This is a genomic window from Pseudomonas sp. NFACC25 (assembly GCF_900100935.1).
Taxonomy (GTDB): Bacteria; Pseudomonadota; Gammaproteobacteria; order Pseudomonadales; family Pseudomonadaceae; genus Aquipseudomonas; species Aquipseudomonas marginalis.
In genome coordinates this window covers 371,151-390,168 of record NZ_FMUC01000002.1, presented here as the reverse complement: position 1 = coordinate 390,168, position 19,018 = coordinate 371,151, and the positions used below count along the sequence as shown (strand labels likewise).

Sequence of the window (19,018 nt, the reverse complement as noted above, 5' to 3'; positions counted from 1 at the left end):
CTCGCCCGTGAACCCGGGCTCAGGAGTCTGTCGTGAGCTTTACCCCTGCCAATCGCCTGTTCCCTGCTACCCGCCTGCGCCGTAATCGCCGTGATGATTTTTCTCGCCGCCTGGTTCGTGAAAACGTACTGACGACGGATGATCTGATCCTGCCGGTGTTTTTACTCGACGGTGAAAATCGCCGGGAAGCGGTATCGTCGATGCCGGGTGTAGAGCGTCTGACCATTGATCTGCTGCTTGAAGAGGCGGCGGGCTGGGTCGACCTGGGGATTCCGGCGTTGGCGTTGTTTCCGGTCACGCCGTCTGAACTCAAGTCCCTTGATGCTGCCGAAGCCTGGAACCCGGACGGTATCGCCCAGCGCGCCACCCGCGCCCTGCGCGAGCGTTTCCCGGAGCTGGGGGTGATCACCGACGTGGCGTTGGACCCGTTCACTACCCACGGGCAGGATGGCATTCTTGACGAAGACGGCTATGTTCAGAACGACATTACCGTCGATGCGCTGGTCAAGCAGGCCTTGTCCCATGCGGCAGCAGGCGCCCAGGTGGTTGCGCCGTCGGACATGATGGACGGCCGCATCCAGGCGATTCGCGAAGCCCTGGAACTGGCCGGCCACGTCAATGTACGGATCATGGCCTACTCGGCCAAGTACGCCAGCGCCTACTACGGCCCGTTTCGCGATGCGGTGGGCTCGGCGCTGAACCTGGGCAAGGCCAACAAGGCTTCGTACCAGATGGACCCGGCCAACAGCCATGAAGCCTTGCACGAAGTGGCGGCGGATTTGGCCGAAGGCGCCGACATGGTGATGGTCAAGCCGGGGATGCCGTACCTGGACATCCTTTACCGGGTCAAAGAGGAATTCAAAGTGCCGACCTTTGTGTATCAGGTCAGTGGCGAATACGCCATGCACATGGCTGCAATCCAAAATGGCTGGTTGAGTGAAGGGGTAATCCTAGAATCCTTGACGGCCTTTAAACGTGCCGGGGCTGATGGCATCCTGACCTATTTCGCCGCCCGCGCCGCCCAATTGCTTAGAGAGCAACAATAGCCCTCACAGGAACATTCGATGAATACCGAAGGACTTTCCGAAGTTGCCGTAAAAGACGCTCACCCGGTGGTGGAACAAGTCACCGAGACCCCGCCGGAGCACGAGCCGGCCGCGCCTGTGGTGGTAGCCGAAGCGCCAGCCCCGGCCCCGGTGGCCGCCGTGGTGACCAACCTGGATGACAGCAGCCTGTACATCCACCGCGAGCTGTCACAACTGCAATTCAACATCCGCGTGCTTGAACAGGCACTGGATGAGTCCTACCCGTTGCTGGAACGCCTGAAATTCCTGCTGATTTTCTCCAGCAACCTGGATGAGTTCTTCGAGATCCGCGTCGCCGGCCTCAAGAAACAGATCACCTTCGCCCGTGAACAAGCTGGCGCGGACGGCCTGCAGCCGCACCAGGCGCTGGCGCGCATCAGCGAGCTGGTGCACGGTCATGTGGATCGCCAGTACGCGATCCTCAATGACATCCTGCTGCCGGAGCTGGAAAAACATCAGGTTCGCTTCATCCGTCGCCGCCACTGGACCACCAAGATCAAGACCTGGGTGCGCCGCTACTTCCGCGACGAAATCGCGCCGATCATCACGCCGATCGGCCTGGACCCGACGCACCCGTTCCCGCTGCTGGTGAACAAGAGCCTGAACTTCATCGTCGAGCTGGAAGGGATCGACGCCTTCGGTCGCGATTCGGGCCTGGCGATCATCCCGGCGCCACGCTTGCTGCCACGGATTATCAAGGTACCCGAAGAGGTGGGGGGCGCTGGCGACAACTATGTATTCCTGTCGTCGATGATCCATGCCCACGCCGATGACCTGTTCCAAGGCATGAAGGTCAAGGGCTGCTACCAGTTCCGCCTGACCCGTAACGCCGACCTGGCGCTGGATTCCGAAGACGTCGAAGACTTGGCCCGTGCCCTGCGCGGTGAGCTGTTCTCGCGGCGCTACGGGGATGCGGTACGCCTGGAAGTGGCCGACACCTGCCCGAAACACCTGTCGGACTACCTGCTCAAGCAGTTCAACCTGGGCGAGACCGAGCTGTACCAGGTCAATGGCCCGGTGAACCTCACGCGCCTGTTCAGCATCACCGGCCTGGACAGCCATCCGGAGCTGCAATACACCCCGTTCACCCCGCAGATCCCGAAACTGCTGCAAAACAGCGAGAACATCTTCAGCGTGGTGAGCAAGCAGGACATCCTGCTGCTGCACCCGTTCGAGTCCTTCACCCCGGTGGTCGATCTGCTGCGCCAGGCCGCCAAGGACCCGCACGTATTGGCCGTGCGCCAGACCCTGTACCGTTCCGGTGCCAACTCGGAAATCGTCGACGCGCTGGTAGACGCTGCGCGCAACGGCAAGGAAGTCACTGCGGTGATCGAGTTGCGCGCACGCTTTGACGAAGAGTCCAACCTGCAACTGGCCAGCCGCCTGCAAGCGGCCGGCGCGGTAGTGATCTACGGCGTGGTTGGCTTCAAGACCCACGCCAAGATGATGCTGATCCTGCGCCGCGAAGCTGGTGAGATCGTGCGTTACGCCCACCTGGGTACCGGCAACTACCACGCCGGCAACGCCAAGCTCTATACCGACTACAGCTTGCTGACTTCCGACGACGCCTTGTGTGAAGACGTCGGCAAGTTGTTCAGCCAATTGATCGGCATGGGCAAGACCTTGCGCATGAAGAAGCTGCTGCACGCGCCGTTCACCCTCAAGAAGGGCATGCTCGACATGATTGCCCGCGAGACCCAGTTCGCCCTCGAGGGCAAACCGGCGCACATCATCGCCAAGTTCAACTCTCTGACCGATCCGAAGATCATTCGCGCGCTGTACAAGGCCAGCCAGTCCGGCGTGCGTATCGACCTGGTGGTGCGCGGCATGTGCTGCCTGCGTCCGGGCATTGTCGGCGTGTCGCATAACATCCATGTGCGCTCGATCATCGGCCGCTTCCTGGAACACACGCGGGTGTTCTACTTCCTTAACGGCGGCGAGGAGCAGATGTTCCTCTCCAGTGCCGACTGGATGGAGCGCAACCTCGACAAGCGTGTGGAGACCTGCTTCCCGGTCGAGGGCAAGAAGCTGATCATGCGGGTCAAGAAGGAGCTGGAAAGCTACCTCACCGATAACACCCACAGCTGGAGCCTGCAGTCGGATGGCCGTTACGTGCGTAACACGCCGACCGGCAACCAGAACCCGCGCAGTGCCCAGGCGACGTTGCTGGAGAAGTTGGGTAGCCCGATTCTGTCGGTGAACTAATAGACAACACGCTCTGAAAATGTGGGAGGGGGCTTGCTCCCGATTGCGGTGGTTCAGTCAAAGTATTCGCGACTGACACACCGTAATCGGGAGCAAGCCCCGTCCCACATTTGTTTTTGCAGTGTTCATGAGATCGGGTTAGCGCAGGTTCAGGCTGAACCCCACCCGCGTCAGCCACTCCGCTTCCTGGGCGAAGTCCGCCTGGGTCAGCTGGTTCTCATCCAGCCAGCCTTTGGGGAACACGACATCCAGGCTGTCGCCATTGGCGCGCAGGGTCACCTGGGGCATCTGCTGGGTGCCACGAATGTGGTGGAACAGGATCGCGAAGCGCAGCAGCACGCACAGGCGGATCAGCTTGATGCCTTCATCGCCGAACTCGGCAAACTTGTCCTTGGGAATATTGCGACGATGGCCGCGCACCAGCAGTGCGAGCATCTGCTGGTCTTCCCGGGAGAAACCCGCCAGGTCGGAGTGCTCGATCAGGTAGGCGCCGTGCTTGTGGTAGTGGTAGTGGGCGATATCCAGGCCCACTTCATGCACCTTGGCCGCCCAGCCGAGCAGTTCGCGCCATACGCCGTCTTCCAGGTCCCAGTCCTCGGCGACCTGATCGAACGCATGCAGTGCTTTACGCTCTACGCGGGCTGCCTGCTCCTGGTCGACGTGATAACGCTCCATCAGCGAGGTGAGCGTGCGTTCACGCACGTCCTCGTGGTGATGGCGGCCCAGCAGGTCATACAGCACACCTTCGCGCAGGGCGCCGTCACAGTGGTCCATGCGTTGCAGTTCGAGGGCGTCGAAGATCGCCTCGAGAATCGCCAGGCCGGCCGGGAAGATGGTGCGACGGTCCGGCTTGATGCCGTCGAAGTCGATCTTCTCGGCATCCCCCAGCTTGAACAGCTTGCGCTTGAGCCACGCCAGGCCTTCGGCGTTGACCTCGCCGGTGCCATGGCCGCCGGCCTTGAGCGCCAGGCCGATGGCACGGATGGTGCCGGACGAGCCGATGGCTTCATCCCAGGTCAGGCGGTGCAAGGCGTGCTCGATGCTCATGATCTCCAAACGCGCTGCCGTATAGGCCTGGGCGTAGCGCGCCGGTGTGATCTTGCCGTCCTTGAAATAGCGTTGGGTATAGCTGACACAGCCCATCTGCAGGCTTTCACGCAGCAGCGGTTCGAAGCGCTGGCCGATGATGAACTCGGTACTGCCACCGCCGATGTCCGCCACCAGGCGCTTGCCGGGGGTATCTGCGAGTGTATGGGACACGCCGAGGTAGATCAGGCGTGCTTCTTCGCGGCCGGAGATGACTTCTACGGGGTGGCCGAGGATTTCCTCGGCGCGACGGATGAATTCGCCCCGGTTACGGGCTTCGCGCAGGGCGTTGGTGCCGACGATTCGCACGGCGCCCAGGGGCATGCCGTTGATCAGCTGTGCAAAACGCTTGAGGCAGTCGAGCCCGCGTTGCATGGATTCTTCATTGAGCTGGCGCTCATCGTCGATCCCGGCAGCCAGTTGCACTTTCTCTCCGAGCCGCTCAAGGATGCGGATTTCGCCGTTCTGGGCCTTGGCCACGACCATGTGAAAGCTGTTGGAGCCCAGGTCGATGGCGGCGATCAGGGACAGATTCTTGGCTTGGGATTGCGGCATGGTTTGGGGGTCTCGGTCGATAACCTTGCCATCGTGCCACGATCGATCGCTGGAGCCAACGCGTAGTAACAGAGGATTTTTCCTCGTATACCTATAAGTGCTTTCTGCGTGGCGCGTAGGACCGGCCCACAAATGATGTATTACAAAGCCAGAAAGCACGGGGTTTTGTACTGGCTATTCTTGGTTTTATTGAGTTTGTCGATAAGTCTTACGCCGTTTTATGTTTGTCCTAACTTGCTGTTTCCCTGTTCGTATACATGGGGTTGTTTTTTAGAGTGGAGATAGGGATCACTCTTACATGAGGTGTCATTTTTTCCGGTTTTATTATTCTCTTGGAATATGAATACTCACGTTCGGCACCTGTCCCGGGTGGTGTTTATAGGTCGGAGCTTCAAGGACGAGATATTCATATGCGCACCAGGCGTGACGCAGGGGAGGTGTTCTGATCATTCAATAACTGGCCAGCCTATGGTCATTACTATGGATGAACGTTAGATGAAGAAGAATTACCCAGTAGTGGCGGGTCTATGCCTCGTCGTTGCGAGCCTGACTGTCCAGGCTGCCGATGTACGTGTAAAAGGCGCGATCGCTCCAGCCAGTTGCAGTTTTACACTCACCCGCTCGGTCATTGACGATGGAACTATTCACCCGAGCAGCCTGAGTCCGACAAGTTATACCAAGCTGGATAAGAAGAGTGTTCCCTATACGGTGAGGTGCAGTGGTCAGTCTAAAATAAAAGTGGGTATCAGGAGCGTTGATAATCGAGCTGGCTCGAGAATACCAGGCATGATGCTGGGGCAGTTTGGCGGGAACTACAAGGATCTCTACAATTTTGGTCTGGGGGCCACTTCCAGGGGGCAAAAAATCGGAGGTTATGTAGTGCACCTTCGAAATTCTGTAGCTGACGGCAAGTCGGTAGGGATTGTTAGCTCGGAAAATAACGGCGTACGATGGGAACCAAACAGTACCCAGGCAGTAGGCCACACTGCCAATATAGCCAGTTGGCGTGCGGGGAATGTGTATGCGCCTATATTGGTTAATGCTGTTTCCGGCAATGTTGAAGTTCAAGCCGTCATCAACAAGACGTCCGAACTTGATATGAGCAACCAGATCAACCTGGACGGCCATTTCACCCTGGAGTTGCGCTACCTCTAGATTTCTCCACACAGGTATCCATGGCGTGCTGACTATGAAGTGTCAATCAGCACGTGTCTCTTTGGCTATTGTCGATGATTGCTATGAAGAAGATTATTTCGTTATCAGGTATGTTTCTCGCTATGCTGGGTTTGAGTGTGCAAGCCGCGGACTTACGAGTGAGAGGCTCCATTGCGCCTGCCAGTTGCAGTTTTACTATTGTTAATTCAACGATAGATTACGGTCGGATTGATCCTAGGTCACTGAGTGCTACTAACTACACCAAACTGGCTAAAAAGGGGACGCCTTACACCGTCAGGTGTGCATCGCCCACGTTTGTTGGTATTAAGACACAGGATAACCGCGCGTCCAGCAAGGTGCGCGGCATGATGGTGAGTCAGTACAATATTACTTATAACGATGATTTCAATTATGGTCTTGGGTTTACCTCGAAGAATGAAAAAATCGGCGGCTACGTGGTTTTCATGGAAAACAACATTGCCGATGGTAAAGCTGTACTGGTTGCGCGGTCTAATAATAATGGCGCGAGTTGGGGGATCACCGATCCTGTCTTGGGGCAGTCAGCCAAGGTTGGAAGTTGGCGTACGAACGCCAGCTATTCGCCGATTAAAATAACCGTCGTCTCGGGGAATTTGAATGTCCAGCCAGTGATCAATAAAACATCTGCGCTGAGCATGAATAACGAAATAAAACTTGATGGCCATACAACCCTGGAATTGGTCTATCTCTAAAAGCTTCCAGGCGATTCAGGTCGGCTTGCAGTCTCTTTGGCGGCAGCCAACCTGATTCGGCGTGTTTCGTTATTGCTGTGAAGGAAGTGTTGATGCTTGTTTCTACAAGAAAAAAATCTATTCTGGCCGGTTGTTTGTGTCTGGGTTTTGTTTTCTGCCGTGCCGCGTATGCAGACGGCATGGAGCCGGAAACAACAGTTGTCATTCTCAATGAGGCGGATGGTGAAGTCAGCATCAATGTCACCAATACGGACCCAAGTCCTGCCTTGCTTCATTCAGTTATCGAAGATATACCGGAAGACCCGGAGCCTTTAGCCGTCATTACTCAGCCCGTTGCGCGTGTCGATAGCGGTGAGCGGCAAATGGTCAGGGTTATGGCAATCAATAAGGAACCTCTCAAAACCCAACGTTTGAAGCGCATTACGTTTGAAGGTATTCCCCAGGCCCAACCCGGCTCGGGCGCGACAATTGGTATCAGCCTACGGCAAAACCTGCCGCTCATTCTCCACCCCAAAGGTTTACCTCAACATCATGCACCGTGGGAGCTGCTGACCTGGAGCCTTCACGGCAATACCTTGAGCGCACGCAACAACAGCCCCTATGTGGTGCGCCTGGCGGCTGAGGTGGTCTTGAACCCGCAGAAGGTGAATGCGCTTTTGCCGCGTACCTATATCTTGCCGGGCGAAACCCTCAGCGTTGCCGTGGAAAAACGTTCTGCCGCCACGTCGGTCACCCTTATGCCGGCCACGCTCTATGGGTTTTCCGTCGATAGCTACGAGGCTTTGCTCGTAGCGAATCAGCCGTGACCTGCCATGGGAAAAAAAGCCAGCAGGTTTTGTAGCGCCGTACGTGGGCAGCCATCCCGGGCGCCAATAAAACCTGAGGAGGCTTTCAGGCGAAGCGGAATCAGCCTTTCGGTTTGGGCGGCGGTGGTGTCGGGAATGGCCGCTGACGTTTACGCCGCGCCGGCGGCGGTGCTCGGATTTGACCTTGCCACCTTGCAGGCGCGTGGTATCGACCCTTCAGTTGCGCGCTACTTTCAGCAAGCCCCTCGGTTCAGCGAGGGCACGCGCGTCGTCGATTTGACGGTCAACGGTAATCCCATCGGGTTGACTGACGCGCGGTTTAACCATGAAGGCGCGCTGTGTTTCAACCGTGGGCTATTGGATCGGGCGGGACTGCAGATTCCCGCCAGGGTGATCGATAAGCAAGTCTCTGCCGCCCAGGCCTGTCATGACTTTATTGCCGAGTATCCGAAAACGGTAGTGACCTTGCGCCCAGGGCGTGAGGAGGTTGTGCTGGTCGTCCCGACCCAGGCGCTGCGCGACATGCAACAAAGCACTGGTCATTACGCCCGGGGAGGTGCAGCGGCGCTGGTCAACTACGATGTCCAAGGCGTCAATGCCCACTCGCGGGGGGATCGAGGGCGCTTTTTATCCGCTTCAACGGAAATGGGTTTCAACGTGGGCGATTGGATCGTCCGCAGTCGTCAGCTCTATCTCTCCAACGATGAGCGTTCGGCGACTGAGCATCTGTATGCATACGCGCAGCGCGATATCGCTCCCTTGGCTTCGACATTTCAGGCAGGCCAGATATCGGCTGATAGCCCCGTGTTCGGTGGTGTTCAACTGATCGGTGCACAGCTGTTTCCTGACGGAATGGAAAACCGCACCAGCAGCAATGGCGTTTTGGTTGAAGGGCGGGCGCGGAGTCAGTCGCGGGTGGAAGTCCGGCAGTCCGGCGCATTGATTTATACCACTCTCGTCCCGGAAGGACCGTTCACCTTGCGCAATTTGCCACTGCTCAATGGCACCAGCGACCTCGACGTCAGGGTTATCGAAATCAAGGGGGGGCAACACAGTTTTATCGTGCCGGCCGCCTCGTTCCGTGGATCGGTTCCGATTAAATCGGGATATACCGCTGCAATAGGGAAGGTGCGTGATGTGGATCGAAGGGGCGCCGCCGAGCCTCTGTTGGCGATGGCCAGCGGAACGTGGGCGTTAGGGGAGGACGCGGCCCTCAGTTCGGGAGTTCAGGGCACGGACAACTACCACTCGGTGGGCCTGGCGTTGGACAGCAGCTTTGACCAGCGGTTTTCACTGGGATTGCGCAATAACCTTTCCCATGACCGTAAGCAAAAGGTACGCGGTTCGCGTAGCGGCGTTTCGTTTGGCAGTACGCTGCCGGGCAACGTCCAGATGAACTTGAGCGCCACTCGCCAGACCTCGGGTTACCGGGATGTGCTCGAAGCTGTTGGCGGCGAGCCTGGCGAGGTACAGGGGGCGCGCGCCAGGCACCAGTACACGGCAGGCTTCAGTTGGTCAGACCCTCAATTGGGTGGCTTCGCTGTCGGTTATTCCCGTTCGGCTCATTTCGACAATCGTACTTCCCAGCATATCTACGGCGCGTGGAACAAAAACTTCAGGCACGCCAATGTTGCCGTGAGCATTGACTCCCAGGTAGGTGCGTCAGGCGACTCCAGAGACAAAAATGATGGCTTGGGCATGCGCTTGCAGATCACTGTTCCACTGGGCAGTGACCGCTCCGTGACCTCGACGGTTCGACGCCAAGGGCGTCATGCCGGTATCGGTACAGCCTACAGCGAGCGCGTGAATGACACCCTGAACTACGAGTTAAGGGGCGAGCGCGACCTGAGAGGTACCAGCGATCAGTCGGTGGGTGGAACGCTCAACGCGACGTCTCGTTATACCCAGCTCGGCCTGGGGCTCAATCGAGACTCGTCCAGCACGATCTATAGCGGGCAGCTACAAGGCGCCGTGGTTGCTCACGAGCGAGGCCTGACACTGTCTCCCTACCGTGTCGAGGACACTTTCGGTGTGGCGTCGGTGGGGAATATTCCGGGGGCTCGCATCAGTACCCCTCAGGGGCCCGTCTGGACCGACCGCTGGGGAATGGCCGTGATTCCCGGCTTACCCGCTTATCAGGGCAGCCTTGTCGAGGTGGACGGTAAAAGCTTGCCACGCCAGGTTGATCTCAATAATGGCACGAAGATGCTGGAGGTCGGGCGAGGCTCGTTCAGTACGGTCGAGTTTGAGGTCTCGAAGGTTCGCCGGATGCTGGTGCGTGTCAGCGACCCAAGCGGGCAGCCGTTGCCCAAGGGGACGTCGGTGCTTGCCGCCGATAACACGTTCCTGACCACGGTGGTGGGGGACGGAATGATCTTCCTCAACAATATTGAGCATTCCCAGGTACTGACCTTGTCGTCGCCGAATGCGACTCCCTGCAAACTGCAACTCGATCTGGCGGAGCACAGCTATGACGGCCAACTGTATGAAACCTCCTCAGCGGTCTGTCGTTAAGGCTGCCCTTGCCTCGGGACGCTTTCCAGGCGGGGTGGGATTACTGGTGGGTCTCTTGATGATTGCTGACGTTTCGGCGTCGGAATGCCACCTGTCATTGAGCCGGCCGCAGATCGACTACGGGCCGTTGCGCGTCGACACACAGCCCGGACCCCACGGTATTTCCATCGGTAGACGCACGGTGCACCTCAGCGTGGTTTGCCCTGAGGCGGCGGTGATTGCGCTGCGTTTCCGCGGTGCGCCAGCCGATGCGCAGGGTTTCAGTTTTGGCCCTCACGGGCGCTTTGATCTGAGCCTTCGACAGGCATTGCTGGATGGCCAGGCCGTCGAACTGGTGTCGATGCACAACCGCACTGAACGAGACGGGCAGCTGCGCCCCGGCGGTGTGCTGGTGCCACTGAGGGCCGGGCAGCCAATCGCCGGTCGAGTCTTTTCGGCTCAGGTGCAGGTCGATACCTATCTAGCGGGCACCCACCCCGCCGTGCGCGATAAAACCCTGCTGGAGGGGGGAGGCCGTTTCGAAATGGTGCCCGATGGCTGGGCGGTCAGGCGTGCGCTTCGGTAGTGCCGATGAAGTTCGCCAACTCAGCAGTCTGCGGGTTGGCAAACAGCACCTTCGGATCGCCGACTTCATGCACTTTGCCTTGGTGCATGAACACCAGCTTGTCGCCCACTTCCCGGGCGAAGCGCATTTCGTGCGTCACCATGATCAAGGTCATGCCGTCCTTGGCCAGTTGGCGCACCACGCTGAGTACTTCATTGACCAGTTCCGGGTCCAGGGCCGAGGTGATTTCATCGCACAGCAGCACCTTGGGCGACATGGCCAGGGCGCGGGCGATGGCAACGCGTTGCTGCTGGCCGCCGGACAGGCGATCGGGGAACGCGTCGAATTTCTCACCCAACCCCACGCGTTCCAGCATTTGCCTGGCCAATTGGGCGGCCTTGGCCTTGGGCACTTTCTGCACCACTTGCGGTGCAAGCATGACGTTCTCACCCACGGTCAGGTGCGGGAACAGGTTGAACTGCTGGAACACCATGCCGACTTTCTGCCGCAGGCTGCGCAGGTCGGCGCGGGCGGCGTCGAGGTATTCGCCATCCACCTCGATCACGCCGTCGTTGATCGATTCCAGGCCATTGAGGGTGCGCAGCAAGGTGGACTTGCCCGAGCCGCTACGGCCGATGATTGCCACGACCTGGCCTTCTTCAACGGTCAGGTCGATGCCCTTGAGGACGTGGTGATCGCCGTAATACTTATGCAGGGCGGAAATTCTAAGCAGAGGCATGCAGTCTCCTTTCCAGGTAGCGCGCACTGAGGGACAAGGGGTAGCAGAGCAGGAAGTAACCGAGGGCCACCAGGCCGTAGACCATGAAGGGCTCGAAGGTGGCGTTGGCGAGCATGCCGCCGGTCTTGGTCAGTTCGGTAAAGCCGATAATTGAAGTGACGGCGGTGCCTTTGACCACTTGCACCGAGAACCCAACGGTGGGCGCCACGGCAATGCGCAGGGCTTGTGGCAGGATCACGTAGCGCAGTTGTTCAAGCGGGTTCAGCGCCAGGCTGGCCGATGCTTCCCACTGGCCATGGGCGATGGAGTCGACGCAGCCGCGCCAGATTTCGGCGAGGTAGGCGCTGGTAAACAACGTCAAGGCAATCGCCGCTGCCAGCCAGGGTGAAATATCCACCCCCAGCAGGGCGATGCCGAAGAACACCAGGAACAGCTGCATCAGCAGCGGCGTGCCCTGGAACAGCTCGATATAGGTACGCGCAAGATTGCGCGCGAATGCCTTGCGGCTGATGCGCAGGGTCATCACCAGCAAGCCGATCAGGCCGCCGCCGATAAACGCCACGAGCGACAGCAACAGCGTCCACTGCAGGCCCGTAAGCAGGTTGCGCACGATGTCCCAGAAGGAAAAATCACTCATCGGCTGTTCCTCATCACAAAGCGGCGGCCGATCCAGTTGAGCAACTGGCGAATCATCAACGCCATGCACAGGTACACCAGGGTGGTCAGGGCATAGGTTTCGAACGCGCGGAAATTGCGTGACTGGATAAAGTTGGCGGCAAAGCTCAGCTCCTCGGTGGCGATCTGCGAACACACCGCCGAACCGAGCATCACGATGATGATCTGGCTGCTCAAGGCAGGCCACACCTTGCCCAGCGCCGGCAGCAGCACCACATGGCGAAACGCTTCGAAACGCGTCATCGCCAGCGCGGCGGCGGCTTCCAGTTGCCCGCGCGGGATGGCCTGGATGCCGGCGCGGATGATCTCCGTGGAGTAGGCCCCCAGGTTGATCACCATCGCCAATACGGCTGCTTGCCACTCGGTGATTTTCAATCCCAGGGAGGGCAGGCCGAAGAAGATGAAGAACAACTGCACCAGGAACGGCGTGTTGCGGATCAACTCGACATACACCCCGAAGAACCAGGCAAAGGGCTGGATCTTCCACGCCCGCACCACGGCGCCGACAGTGCCCAGGGCGACGCCCAGGATTGCGCCGATAGCCGTCAGCTCAAGGGTGAACAGCGCGCCGCGCAACAGCAGATCGGTATTGGCCAGCACCGGCACAAAGTCGAATTGATAGGCCATCAATCAGCTCCGCTTCAGAGATCAGCAGGCAATGGCTCTTTGAGCCACTGCATCGCGTTCTTTTCCAGGCTGCCATCGGCCTTGGCCGCGACCAGGATCTGGTTGACCTTCTCCAGAAGCGCCGGCTCGTTCTTGTTCACGCCCACGTACACCGGCGAGTCCTTGAGCTTCACTTTCAGCGCCGGCACGCGTTTCGGGCTGCGCTCGCTGATCGCCACCATGACCACGTTGCCGCTGGCGATCAGGTCGACCTGGCCGGCCAGGTAGGCCGCGATGGTGGAGTTGTTGTCTTCGAAGCGCTTGATGATGGCTTCCTTCGGTGCTACGGCGGTCAGCTCGATGTCTTCGATGGCGCCACGGGTCACGCTGATGGTCTTGCCCTTGAGGTCGTCGGTGCTGCTGATGGCGGCATCAGGCGGGCCGAACACGGCCAGGTAGAACGGTGCGTAGGCCTTGGAGAAGTCGATGACCTTTTCGCGCTCGGGGTTCTTGCCCAGGCTGGAGATCACCAGGTCGACCTTGCCGGTGGTGAGGAACGGGATGCGGTTGGTGCTGTTGACCGGGGTCAGCTCCAGCTTGACCTTGAGTTGGTCGGCCAGCAGTTTGGCGGTGTCGATGTCCAGGCCGCGGGGTTTCATGTCGGGGCCCACCGAGCCGAACGGTGGGAAGTCCTGGGGCACGGCGACCTTGAGGGTGCCACGGGCGACGATATCGTCCAGACCGTTGGCCTGGGCGGGTGCCTGGCTCAGCATCAGGCTGGCAAACAGGGCAGTGAGCAGGGCGCTGTAGCGCTTGGTCATGGCAACTCTCCGAGAAGGGCGAAGGAATTTTCTGGATTTGCTCAGTGCACAGCCCATGCCAGTACTGCGCGGACCGTCTGCGAGGCGCGAGTTTGTTGAGCTTTGGTGGTCTTACTGGTCTGAACAGCTGTGCGGGTTTTCGCACCCTTTTCGAGCGTCGGTAAAACTGCGCGAGCCCCTTTGGGGCGTGGCTTGCCGTGGCTCCTGAATAGCTTTACAACTAGCCGCTCTGTTGACGCAAATCTTGAGTTTTTTATGAATTCCATCGCCCAAGCCGTACCGGAAGCGGCCCTGCAGGCCATCCGCAAACTGATCAAGGAGCAAGGCTTCGGGCCGGGCGATGCACTGCCGTCCCAGCGCGACCTGGCGGTGCAGTTGGGCGTCAGTCGGGCGTCGCTGCGCGAGGCGCTGTCGTCCTTGAGCGCCTTGGGTGTGGTCAGTGTGCAGCCGGGCAAAGGTGTGTTCGTACAGGCGGTTGAGGATGCGCCGGGCTTTGCCTGGCCTTTTGCAGCCCAGGCCACGCCGCTCGATATCTTCCAGTTGCGCTATGCGCTGGAAGGGTTTGCGGCGGGTTTGGCGGCGGTCACGCTGACGATCGATGAGCTGGACAGCCTGGAAGACAACGTCGAAGCGATGCGCAAGGTGCTCAAGGCCGGTGACTTCGAAGCAGCCGCGCGGCTGGACTTCGAGTTCCACCAGCGCATCCTGTTGGCCAGTGGCAACCAGGCAATGGTGAGCATCCTGAGTGCCCGTGCCGAGGTGTTTCTGGAAAGCCAGAAACTACCGTTCATCCGGCCGGAGCGGGCCATGGAAACCTGGCAGGAACATCGCAAGATCCTGCGCGCCCTGGCCCGGCGGGCCAGTGCGTCGGCGCAGAAAACCATGCAGGAACACGTACGCAACGCGGCGTTGCGCACGGGGATTGCCTTCGTGACTCCTGTTGCGCCCTGAGTTGGGCTATGCGCAAACTCATGCGCCATCATAGGAAGACTCAATCAGAGGCGGCTTCCTGAACGGGGGAAGGGCGGCTATGATGGGCAACGTTTTTTTTGCTTACAATCCGGAGACATCCATGAGCAACGATCTTATCAAGCACGTCACCGACGCGACCTTTGAGGCCGAAGTACTCAAGGCTGCTGGCCCGGTGCTGGTTGACTACTGGGCTGAATGGTGTGGCCCTTGCAAAATGATCGCTCCGGTCCTGGACGACATTGCAACCACCTACGAAGGCAAGCTGACCATTGCCAAGCTGAACATCGACGACAACCAGGAAACCCCGGCCAAGCATGGCGTGCGCGGTATTCCTACGCTGATGCTGTTCAAGAACGGCAACGTCGAAGCCACCAAGGTGGGCGCGCTGTCGAAGTCCCAGCTGCAAGCTTTCCTCGACGCCAACATCTAAGCGTCGTCAAAAAGCCCCGCAAATAGCGGGGCTTTTTCGTGAAACAGGGCTAGACGCTCCGAAACTCAGGTGGTACATTCGGCCCCGCACTGGTTTCTCCACTGCCCCCTGCAAGCCGTCGCCGACGCATTCCTTTTCGATTAGTACGCGATCCTGTCGCCTTCTCCGCGGCGCGGCCTCATTAAGCCAAAAGCTTAATTTCCCCCCCTCCATAAATGATTACGTCATTCCTATATGAATCTGACTGAACTCAAGCAAAAGCCGATTACCGACCTGCTCCAACTGGCCGAAGAAATGGGCATAGAAAATATGGCCCGTTCGCGCAAGCAGGACGTGATTTTCTCCCTGCTGAAAAAGCACGCGAAAAGCGGCGAGGAAATCTCCGGTGATGGCGTGCTGGAGATTCTCCAGGACGGCTTCGGCTTCCTCCGCTCTGCAGACGCCTCCTATCTCGCCGGCCCAGACGACATCTATGTCTCGCCGAGCCAGATCCGTCGCTTCAACTTGCGCACCGGTGACACCATCGTTGGCAAGATCCGCCCACCGAAGGAAGGCGAGCGTTACTTCGCCCTGCTCAAGGTCGATACGATCAACTTCGATCGTCCCGAGAACGCGAAAAACAAGATTCTCTTCGAGAACCTGACGCCGCTGTTCCCGACCGTGCGCATGAAGATGGAAGCCGGTAACGGTTCCACCGAAGACCTGACCGGTCGCGTGATCGACCTGTGTGCCCCGATCGGCAAAGGCCAGCGTGGCCTGATCGTCGCCCCGCCGAAAGCCGGTAAGACCATCATGCTGCAGAACATTGCAGCGAACATCGCACGTAACAATCCTGAAGTTCACCTGATCGTATTGTTGATCGATGAGCGTCCGGAAGAGGTCACCGAAATGCAGCGCACCGTGCGCGGCGAAGTGGTTGCCTCGACGTTCGATGAGCCGCCGACCCGCCACGTGCAGGTTGCCGAAATGGTGATCGAGAAGGCCAAGCGCCTGGTCGAACACAAGAAGGACGTGGTGATCCTGCTCGACTCCATCACCCGTCTGGCCCGTGCCTACAACACCGTGATCCCGAGCTCCGGCAAGGTCCTCACCGGTGGTGTCGATGCCCACGCCCTGGAGAAACCGAAGCGTTTCTTCGGCGCCGCGCGGAACATCGAAGAAGGCGGCTCGCTGACCATTATCGCCACCGCACTGGTTGAAACCGGTTCGAAGATGGACGAAGTGATCTACGAAGAGTTCAAGGGTACCGGCAACATGGAACTGCCCCTGGACCGTCGCATCGCGGAAAAACGCGTGTTCCCGGCGATCAACATCAACCGCTCCGGCACCCGCCGCGAAGAGTTGCTGACCGCCGACGACGAACTGCAGCGCATGTGGATCCTGCGCAAGCTGCTGCACCCGATGGACGAAGTGGCAGCCATCGAGTTCCTGATCGACAAGTTGAAAACCACCAAGACCAACGACGAGTTCTTCCTGTCGATGAAACGTAAGTAATCACGACGTTTCAGGTCCGAAGAAATGGCGCCCCCAGGGGCGCCATTTTTTTTGTGTCGGTTTTTCGGTCCCTGCAACGGCCAAATGCACCTCGATAAGCTGCCAGCAGCCCTCAGAGCAGGTAGGATGTACGCCTATTTTACGGGTGGCATGGTTAATGAAATTCAAGGATCTTCGGGATTTCGTGCAGCAACTTGAGCAGCGCGGAGAGTTGAAACGTATCCAGATGCCGATTTCACCGGTGCTGGAAATGACTGAGATTTGCGACCGCACCTTGCGTAACAAGGGCCCGGCGCTGCTGTTCGAGAACCCGACCGGTTTTGACATACCGGTGCTCGGCAACCTGTTCGGTACCCCCGAGCGTGTGGCCTTTGGCATGGGCGCCGAGGCGGTCAGCGAATTGCGCGAGATCGGCAAGCTGCTGGCGTTCCTCAAGGAACCCGAGCCGCCCAAGGGCTTGAAGGATGCCTGGTCGAAGCTGCCGATCTTCCGCAAGATCATTGCCATGGCACCCAAGGTGGTCAAGGACGCGGTGTGCCAGGAAGTGGTCATCGAAGGCGATGATGTCGATCTGGCCATGCTGCCGGTGCAAACCTGCTGGCCCGGCGATGTCGGCCCGCTGATCACCTGGGGCCTGACCGTCACCAAGGGCCCGAACAAGGACCGCCAGAACCTGGGTATTTACCGTCAGCAAGTGATTGGCCGCAACAAGGTGATCATGCGTTGGCTGAGCCACCGTGGCGGTGCCTTGGACTTCCGTGAATGGTGCGAGAAGCACCCCGGCAAGCCGTTCCCGGTCTCCGTGGCCCTGGGCGCCGACCCTGCGACCATCCTCGGCGCCGTGACCCCGGTGCCCGACAGCCTGTCCGAATACGCCTTCGCCGGGTTATTGCGTGGCAACCGTACCGAACTGGTGAAGTGCCGTGGCAACGACCTGCAGGTACCGGCCACCGCCGAAATCATCCTGGAAGGCGTGATTCACCCCGGCGAGATGGCCGATGAAGGCCCTTACGGCGACCACACCGGCTATTACAACGAAGTCGACAGCTTCCCAGTGTTCACCGTGGAGCGCATCACCCATCGAATCAAGCCGATCTACCACAGCACCTACACCGGCCGTCCGCCGGATGAGCCGGCGATTCTGGGTGTGGCGCTGAACGAAGTGTTCGTGCCGATCCTGCAGAAGCAATTCCCGGAAATCACCGACTTCTACCTGCCGCCGGAAGGCTGCTCGTATCGCATGGCCATCGTGACCATGAAGAAGTCGTATCCCGGCCATGCCAAGCGGGTCATGCTGGGTGTGTGGTCGTTTTTGCGACAGTTCATGTACACCAAGTTCGTTATCGTCACCGACGACGACATCAATGCCCGGGACTGGAACGATGTGATCTGGGCCATCACCACGCGCATGGACCCCAAGCGCGACACGGTGATGATCGACAACACGCCGATCGACTACCTCGACTTCGCGTCGCCGGTGTCGGGCCTGGGCTCGAAGATGGGCCTGGACGCTACCCACAAATGGCCGGGTGAAACGACCCGCGAGTGGGGCCGGGTGATCGTCAAGGATGAGGCCGTCACGGCACGTGTCGATGCGATTTGGAAAGAATTGGGAATAGATTGATGCGTGTAACCCTGCAACCTTCCGGCGCCGTGCTGGAGCTGGTCCCCGGCGAGCGAATCCTCGAAGGCGCGCGCCGCCTGGGCTACGAATGCCCCCAGGCGTGTCGCAATGGCGTGTGCCACGTGTGCGCCGCACTGCTGGTGGAGGGCCGGGTGCAGCAAGCCGGTGAGGTTCGCGACCATGGCGAGTTCTACACCTGCATCGCCGAGCCGCTGGAAGATTGCATTGTGTTGTGGGATGGCGTGCTGGCGCCGGGAGAGTTGCCGTTGCGCAAGTTGTCGTGCCAATTGAGTGAGTGCGTGGAAGTGGGCGGAGATGTGTGGCGCGTGCGCCTGCGGGCCCCGGCCGGCAAGGCGGTGCGTTACCACGCCGGGCAATACCTGATGATCGAGCGGGAGAATGGCGAGAAGTCGGCATTTTCCCTGGCGTCGGCGCCCCACGCCGGTCGCGAGCTGGAACTGCATGTACTGGCCCGCGAGGACAGCGCGCGCAACTTGCTGGAACAATTGCAGCGCAACCAGATGGCGCGCATCGAGCTGCCCTTTGGCGACACCCACCTGGCCGAGCTGCCGGACGGGCCATTGGTGCTGATCGCCGCCGGGACCGGCATGGCGCAGATGCACAGCCTGATCGAGCATTGCCGCGCGTCCGGCTTCAAGCACCCGGTGCACCTGTACTGGGGCGTGCGGCGCCCGGAAGATTTCTACGAGATCGAGCACTGGGACCAATGGCGGCAACTGCCCAATCTGTTCCTGCACAAGGTGGTCAGCGACCTGTGTGGCTGGGAAGGGCGCTGCGGCCTGCTGCATGAAGCGGTGTGCGAAGACATTGCCGACCTCAAGGCGGTGCATGTCTACGCCAGCGGTTCACCGGCGATGATCTACGGCACGCTGGATGCACTGGTCGATGCCGGCATGGATGCGCACCAGATGCGCGCCGACGTATTCGCCTACGCCCCGCGGCCCTGACGCAACGG

Annotated in this window: 17 protein-coding genes; 12 read left to right on the top strand and 5 right to left on the bottom strand. The window is 59.5% G+C overall.

The window, feature by feature from the left end; all coding sequences use genetic code 11:
* The first annotated feature begins 32 nt into the window (after nucleotides 1-32).
* Nucleotides 33-1,046, top strand: coding sequence for a porphobilinogen synthase (hemB, locus tag BLQ09_RS05905; RefSeq protein ID WP_092355818.1), 1,014 nt, complete (start codon nucleotides 33-35; stop codon nucleotides 1,044-1,046).
* Between the two features lie 18 nt (nucleotides 1,047-1,064).
* A complete protein-coding gene (gene ppk1, locus BLQ09_RS05900; RefSeq protein WP_027608351.1) occupies nucleotides 1,065-3,290 on the top strand; it encodes a polyphosphate kinase 1 in 2,226 nt (741 codons plus the stop codon).
* A 138-nt stretch (nucleotides 3,291-3,428) separates the two neighbouring features.
* Here ppk1 and ppx read toward each other — a convergent pair whose 3' ends face one another.
* Nucleotides 3,429-4,931 carry an exopolyphosphatase gene (gene ppx, locus BLQ09_RS05895; protein WP_027608352.1) on the bottom strand — a complete coding sequence of 501 codons (1,503 nt, stop codon included), beginning with the start codon at nucleotides 4,929-4,931 and terminating at the stop codon, nucleotides 3,429-3,431.
* Between the two features lie 495 nt (nucleotides 4,932-5,426).
* Here ppx and BLQ09_RS05890 point away from each other — a divergent pair, with 495 nt between their 5' ends.
* From BLQ09_RS05890 to BLQ09_RS05870, 5 genes are all read left to right on the top strand, one after another.
* A complete protein-coding gene (locus tag BLQ09_RS05890) occupies nucleotides 5,427-6,086 on the top strand; it encodes a DUF1120 domain-containing protein (protein WP_092355815.1) in 660 nt (219 codons plus the stop codon).
* A gap of 83 nt (nucleotides 6,087-6,169) precedes the next feature.
* Complete coding sequence (locus BLQ09_RS05885; protein WP_175472296.1) at nucleotides 6,170-6,817, top strand: DUF1120 domain-containing protein; 648 nt, start codon at nucleotides 6,170-6,172, stop codon at nucleotides 6,815-6,817.
* A gap of 92 nt (nucleotides 6,818-6,909) precedes the next feature.
* A complete protein-coding gene (locus BLQ09_RS05880) occupies nucleotides 6,910-7,623 on the top strand; it encodes a fimbria/pilus chaperone family protein (RefSeq protein ID WP_074847951.1) in 714 nt (237 codons plus the stop codon).
* Between the two features lie 135 nt (nucleotides 7,624-7,758).
* Nucleotides 7,759-10,137, top strand: coding sequence for a fimbria/pilus outer membrane usher protein (locus tag BLQ09_RS05875; RefSeq protein ID WP_092355809.1), 2,379 nt, complete (start codon nucleotides 7,759-7,761; stop codon nucleotides 10,135-10,137).
* Between the two features lie 58 nt (nucleotides 10,138-10,195).
* The gene (locus BLQ09_RS05870; protein WP_092355806.1) at nucleotides 10,196-10,702 is read left to right on the top strand and encodes a DUF1120 domain-containing protein; all 507 of its coding nucleotides are present in this window, start codon (nucleotides 10,196-10,198) and stop codon (nucleotides 10,700-10,702) included.
* Here the strand turns inward: BLQ09_RS05870 and BLQ09_RS05865 are convergent.
* From BLQ09_RS05865 to BLQ09_RS05850, 4 genes are read right to left on the bottom strand one after another with little or no spacing between them, the layout of a single operon-like run.
* Entirely contained in the window at nucleotides 10,683-11,420 is a 738-nt protein-coding gene (locus tag BLQ09_RS05865; RefSeq protein WP_027608358.1) for an amino acid ABC transporter ATP-binding protein, read from the bottom strand. The two genes, BLQ09_RS05870 and BLQ09_RS05865, sit on opposite strands and share 20 nt — an antisense overlap.
* Nucleotides 11,407-12,057: an amino acid ABC transporter permease gene (locus BLQ09_RS05860; RefSeq protein ID WP_027608359.1), complete on the bottom strand. Its 651-nt coding sequence runs from the start codon at nucleotides 12,055-12,057 to the stop codon at nucleotides 11,407-11,409. The genes BLQ09_RS05865 and BLQ09_RS05860 overlap by 14 nt, the downstream gene beginning before the upstream one ends.
* Nucleotides 12,054-12,722, bottom strand: coding sequence for an amino acid ABC transporter permease (locus tag BLQ09_RS05855; protein WP_017736949.1), 669 nt, complete (start codon nucleotides 12,720-12,722; stop codon nucleotides 12,054-12,056). Before BLQ09_RS05855 ends, BLQ09_RS05860 begins: the two co-directional genes overlap by 4 nt.
* Before the next feature lie 14 nt (nucleotides 12,723-12,736).
* Entirely contained in the window at nucleotides 12,737-13,522 is a 786-nt protein-coding gene (locus BLQ09_RS05850) for a transporter substrate-binding domain-containing protein (RefSeq protein ID WP_092355803.1), read from the bottom strand.
* A gap of 255 nt (nucleotides 13,523-13,777) precedes the next feature.
* Between BLQ09_RS05850 and BLQ09_RS05845 the strand changes: the two genes are divergently transcribed.
* The 5 genes from BLQ09_RS05845 (at nucleotide 13,778) to BLQ09_RS05825 (ending at nucleotide 19,010) form a co-directional block, all read left to right on the top strand.
* Nucleotides 13,778-14,473, top strand: a complete 696-nt coding sequence (locus tag BLQ09_RS05845) for a FadR/GntR family transcriptional regulator (RefSeq protein ID WP_027608361.1) — start codon at nucleotides 13,778-13,780, stop codon at nucleotides 14,471-14,473.
* 121 nt (nucleotides 14,474-14,594) lie between these two features.
* Nucleotides 14,595-14,924, top strand: coding sequence for a thioredoxin TrxA (gene trxA, locus BLQ09_RS05840; RefSeq protein ID WP_015886460.1), 330 nt, complete (start codon nucleotides 14,595-14,597; stop codon nucleotides 14,922-14,924).
* Between the two features lie 234 nt (nucleotides 14,925-15,158).
* Nucleotides 15,159-16,418 carry a transcription termination factor Rho gene (gene rho / locus BLQ09_RS05835; protein WP_003176825.1) on the top strand — a complete coding sequence of 420 codons (1,260 nt, stop codon included), beginning with the start codon at nucleotides 15,159-15,161 and terminating at the stop codon, nucleotides 16,416-16,418.
* Between the two features lie 157 nt (nucleotides 16,419-16,575).
* Entirely contained in the window at nucleotides 16,576-18,042 is a 1,467-nt protein-coding gene (gene ubiD / locus BLQ09_RS05830; RefSeq protein WP_027608362.1) for a 4-hydroxy-3-polyprenylbenzoate decarboxylase, read from the top strand.
* A complete protein-coding gene (locus BLQ09_RS05825; protein ID WP_092355801.1) occupies nucleotides 18,042-19,010 on the top strand; it encodes a CDP-6-deoxy-delta-3,4-glucoseen reductase in 969 nt (322 codons plus the stop codon). The genes ubiD and BLQ09_RS05825 overlap by 1 nt, the downstream gene beginning before the upstream one ends.
* Nucleotides 19,011-19,018 lie beyond the last annotated feature (8 nt).

Coding starts and splice junctions, on each gene's coding strand:
- ppx (WP_027608352.1), bottom strand. CDS start 4,931: ATGCCGCAATCCCAAGCCAAGAATCTGTCCCTGATCGCCGCCATCGAC.
- BLQ09_RS05870 (WP_092355806.1), top strand. CDS start 10,196: ATGATTGCTGACGTTTCGGCGTCGGAATGCCACCTGTCATTGAGCCGG.
- BLQ09_RS05845 (WP_027608361.1), top strand. CDS start 13,778: ATGAATTCCATCGCCCAAGCCGTACCGGAAGCGGCCCTGCAGGCCATC.
- BLQ09_RS05860 (WP_027608359.1), bottom strand. CDS start 12,057: ATGAGTGATTTTTCCTTCTGGGACATCGTGCGCAACCTGCTTACGGGC.
- rho (WP_003176825.1), top strand. CDS start 15,159: ATGAATCTGACTGAACTCAAGCAAAAGCCGATTACCGACCTGCTCCAA.
- BLQ09_RS05890 (WP_092355815.1), top strand. CDS start 5,427: ATGAAGAAGAATTACCCAGTAGTGGCGGGTCTATGCCTCGTCGTTGCG.
- BLQ09_RS05865 (WP_027608358.1), bottom strand. CDS start 11,420: ATGCCTCTGCTTAGAATTTCCGCCCTGCATAAGTATTACGGCGATCAC.
- BLQ09_RS05880 (WP_074847951.1), top strand. CDS start 6,910: ATGCTTGTTTCTACAAGAAAAAAATCTATTCTGGCCGGTTGTTTGTGT.
- ppk1 (WP_027608351.1), top strand. CDS start 1,065: ATGAATACCGAAGGACTTTCCGAAGTTGCCGTAAAAGACGCTCACCCG.
- ubiD (WP_027608362.1), top strand. CDS start 16,576: ATGAAATTCAAGGATCTTCGGGATTTCGTGCAGCAACTTGAGCAGCGC.
- BLQ09_RS05850 (WP_092355803.1), bottom strand. CDS start 13,522: ATGACCAAGCGCTACAGCGCCCTGCTCACTGCCCTGTTTGCCAGCCTG.
- BLQ09_RS05825 (WP_092355801.1), top strand. CDS start 18,042: ATGCGTGTAACCCTGCAACCTTCCGGCGCCGTGCTGGAGCTGGTCCCC.
- BLQ09_RS05855 (WP_017736949.1), bottom strand. CDS start 12,722: ATGGCCTATCAATTCGACTTTGTGCCGGTGCTGGCCAATACCGATCTG.
- BLQ09_RS05875 (WP_092355809.1), top strand. CDS start 7,759: ATGGCCGCTGACGTTTACGCCGCGCCGGCGGCGGTGCTCGGATTTGAC.
- BLQ09_RS05885 (WP_175472296.1), top strand. CDS start 6,170: ATGAAGAAGATTATTTCGTTATCAGGTATGTTTCTCGCTATGCTGGGT.
- trxA (WP_015886460.1), top strand. CDS start 14,595: ATGAGCAACGATCTTATCAAGCACGTCACCGACGCGACCTTTGAGGCC.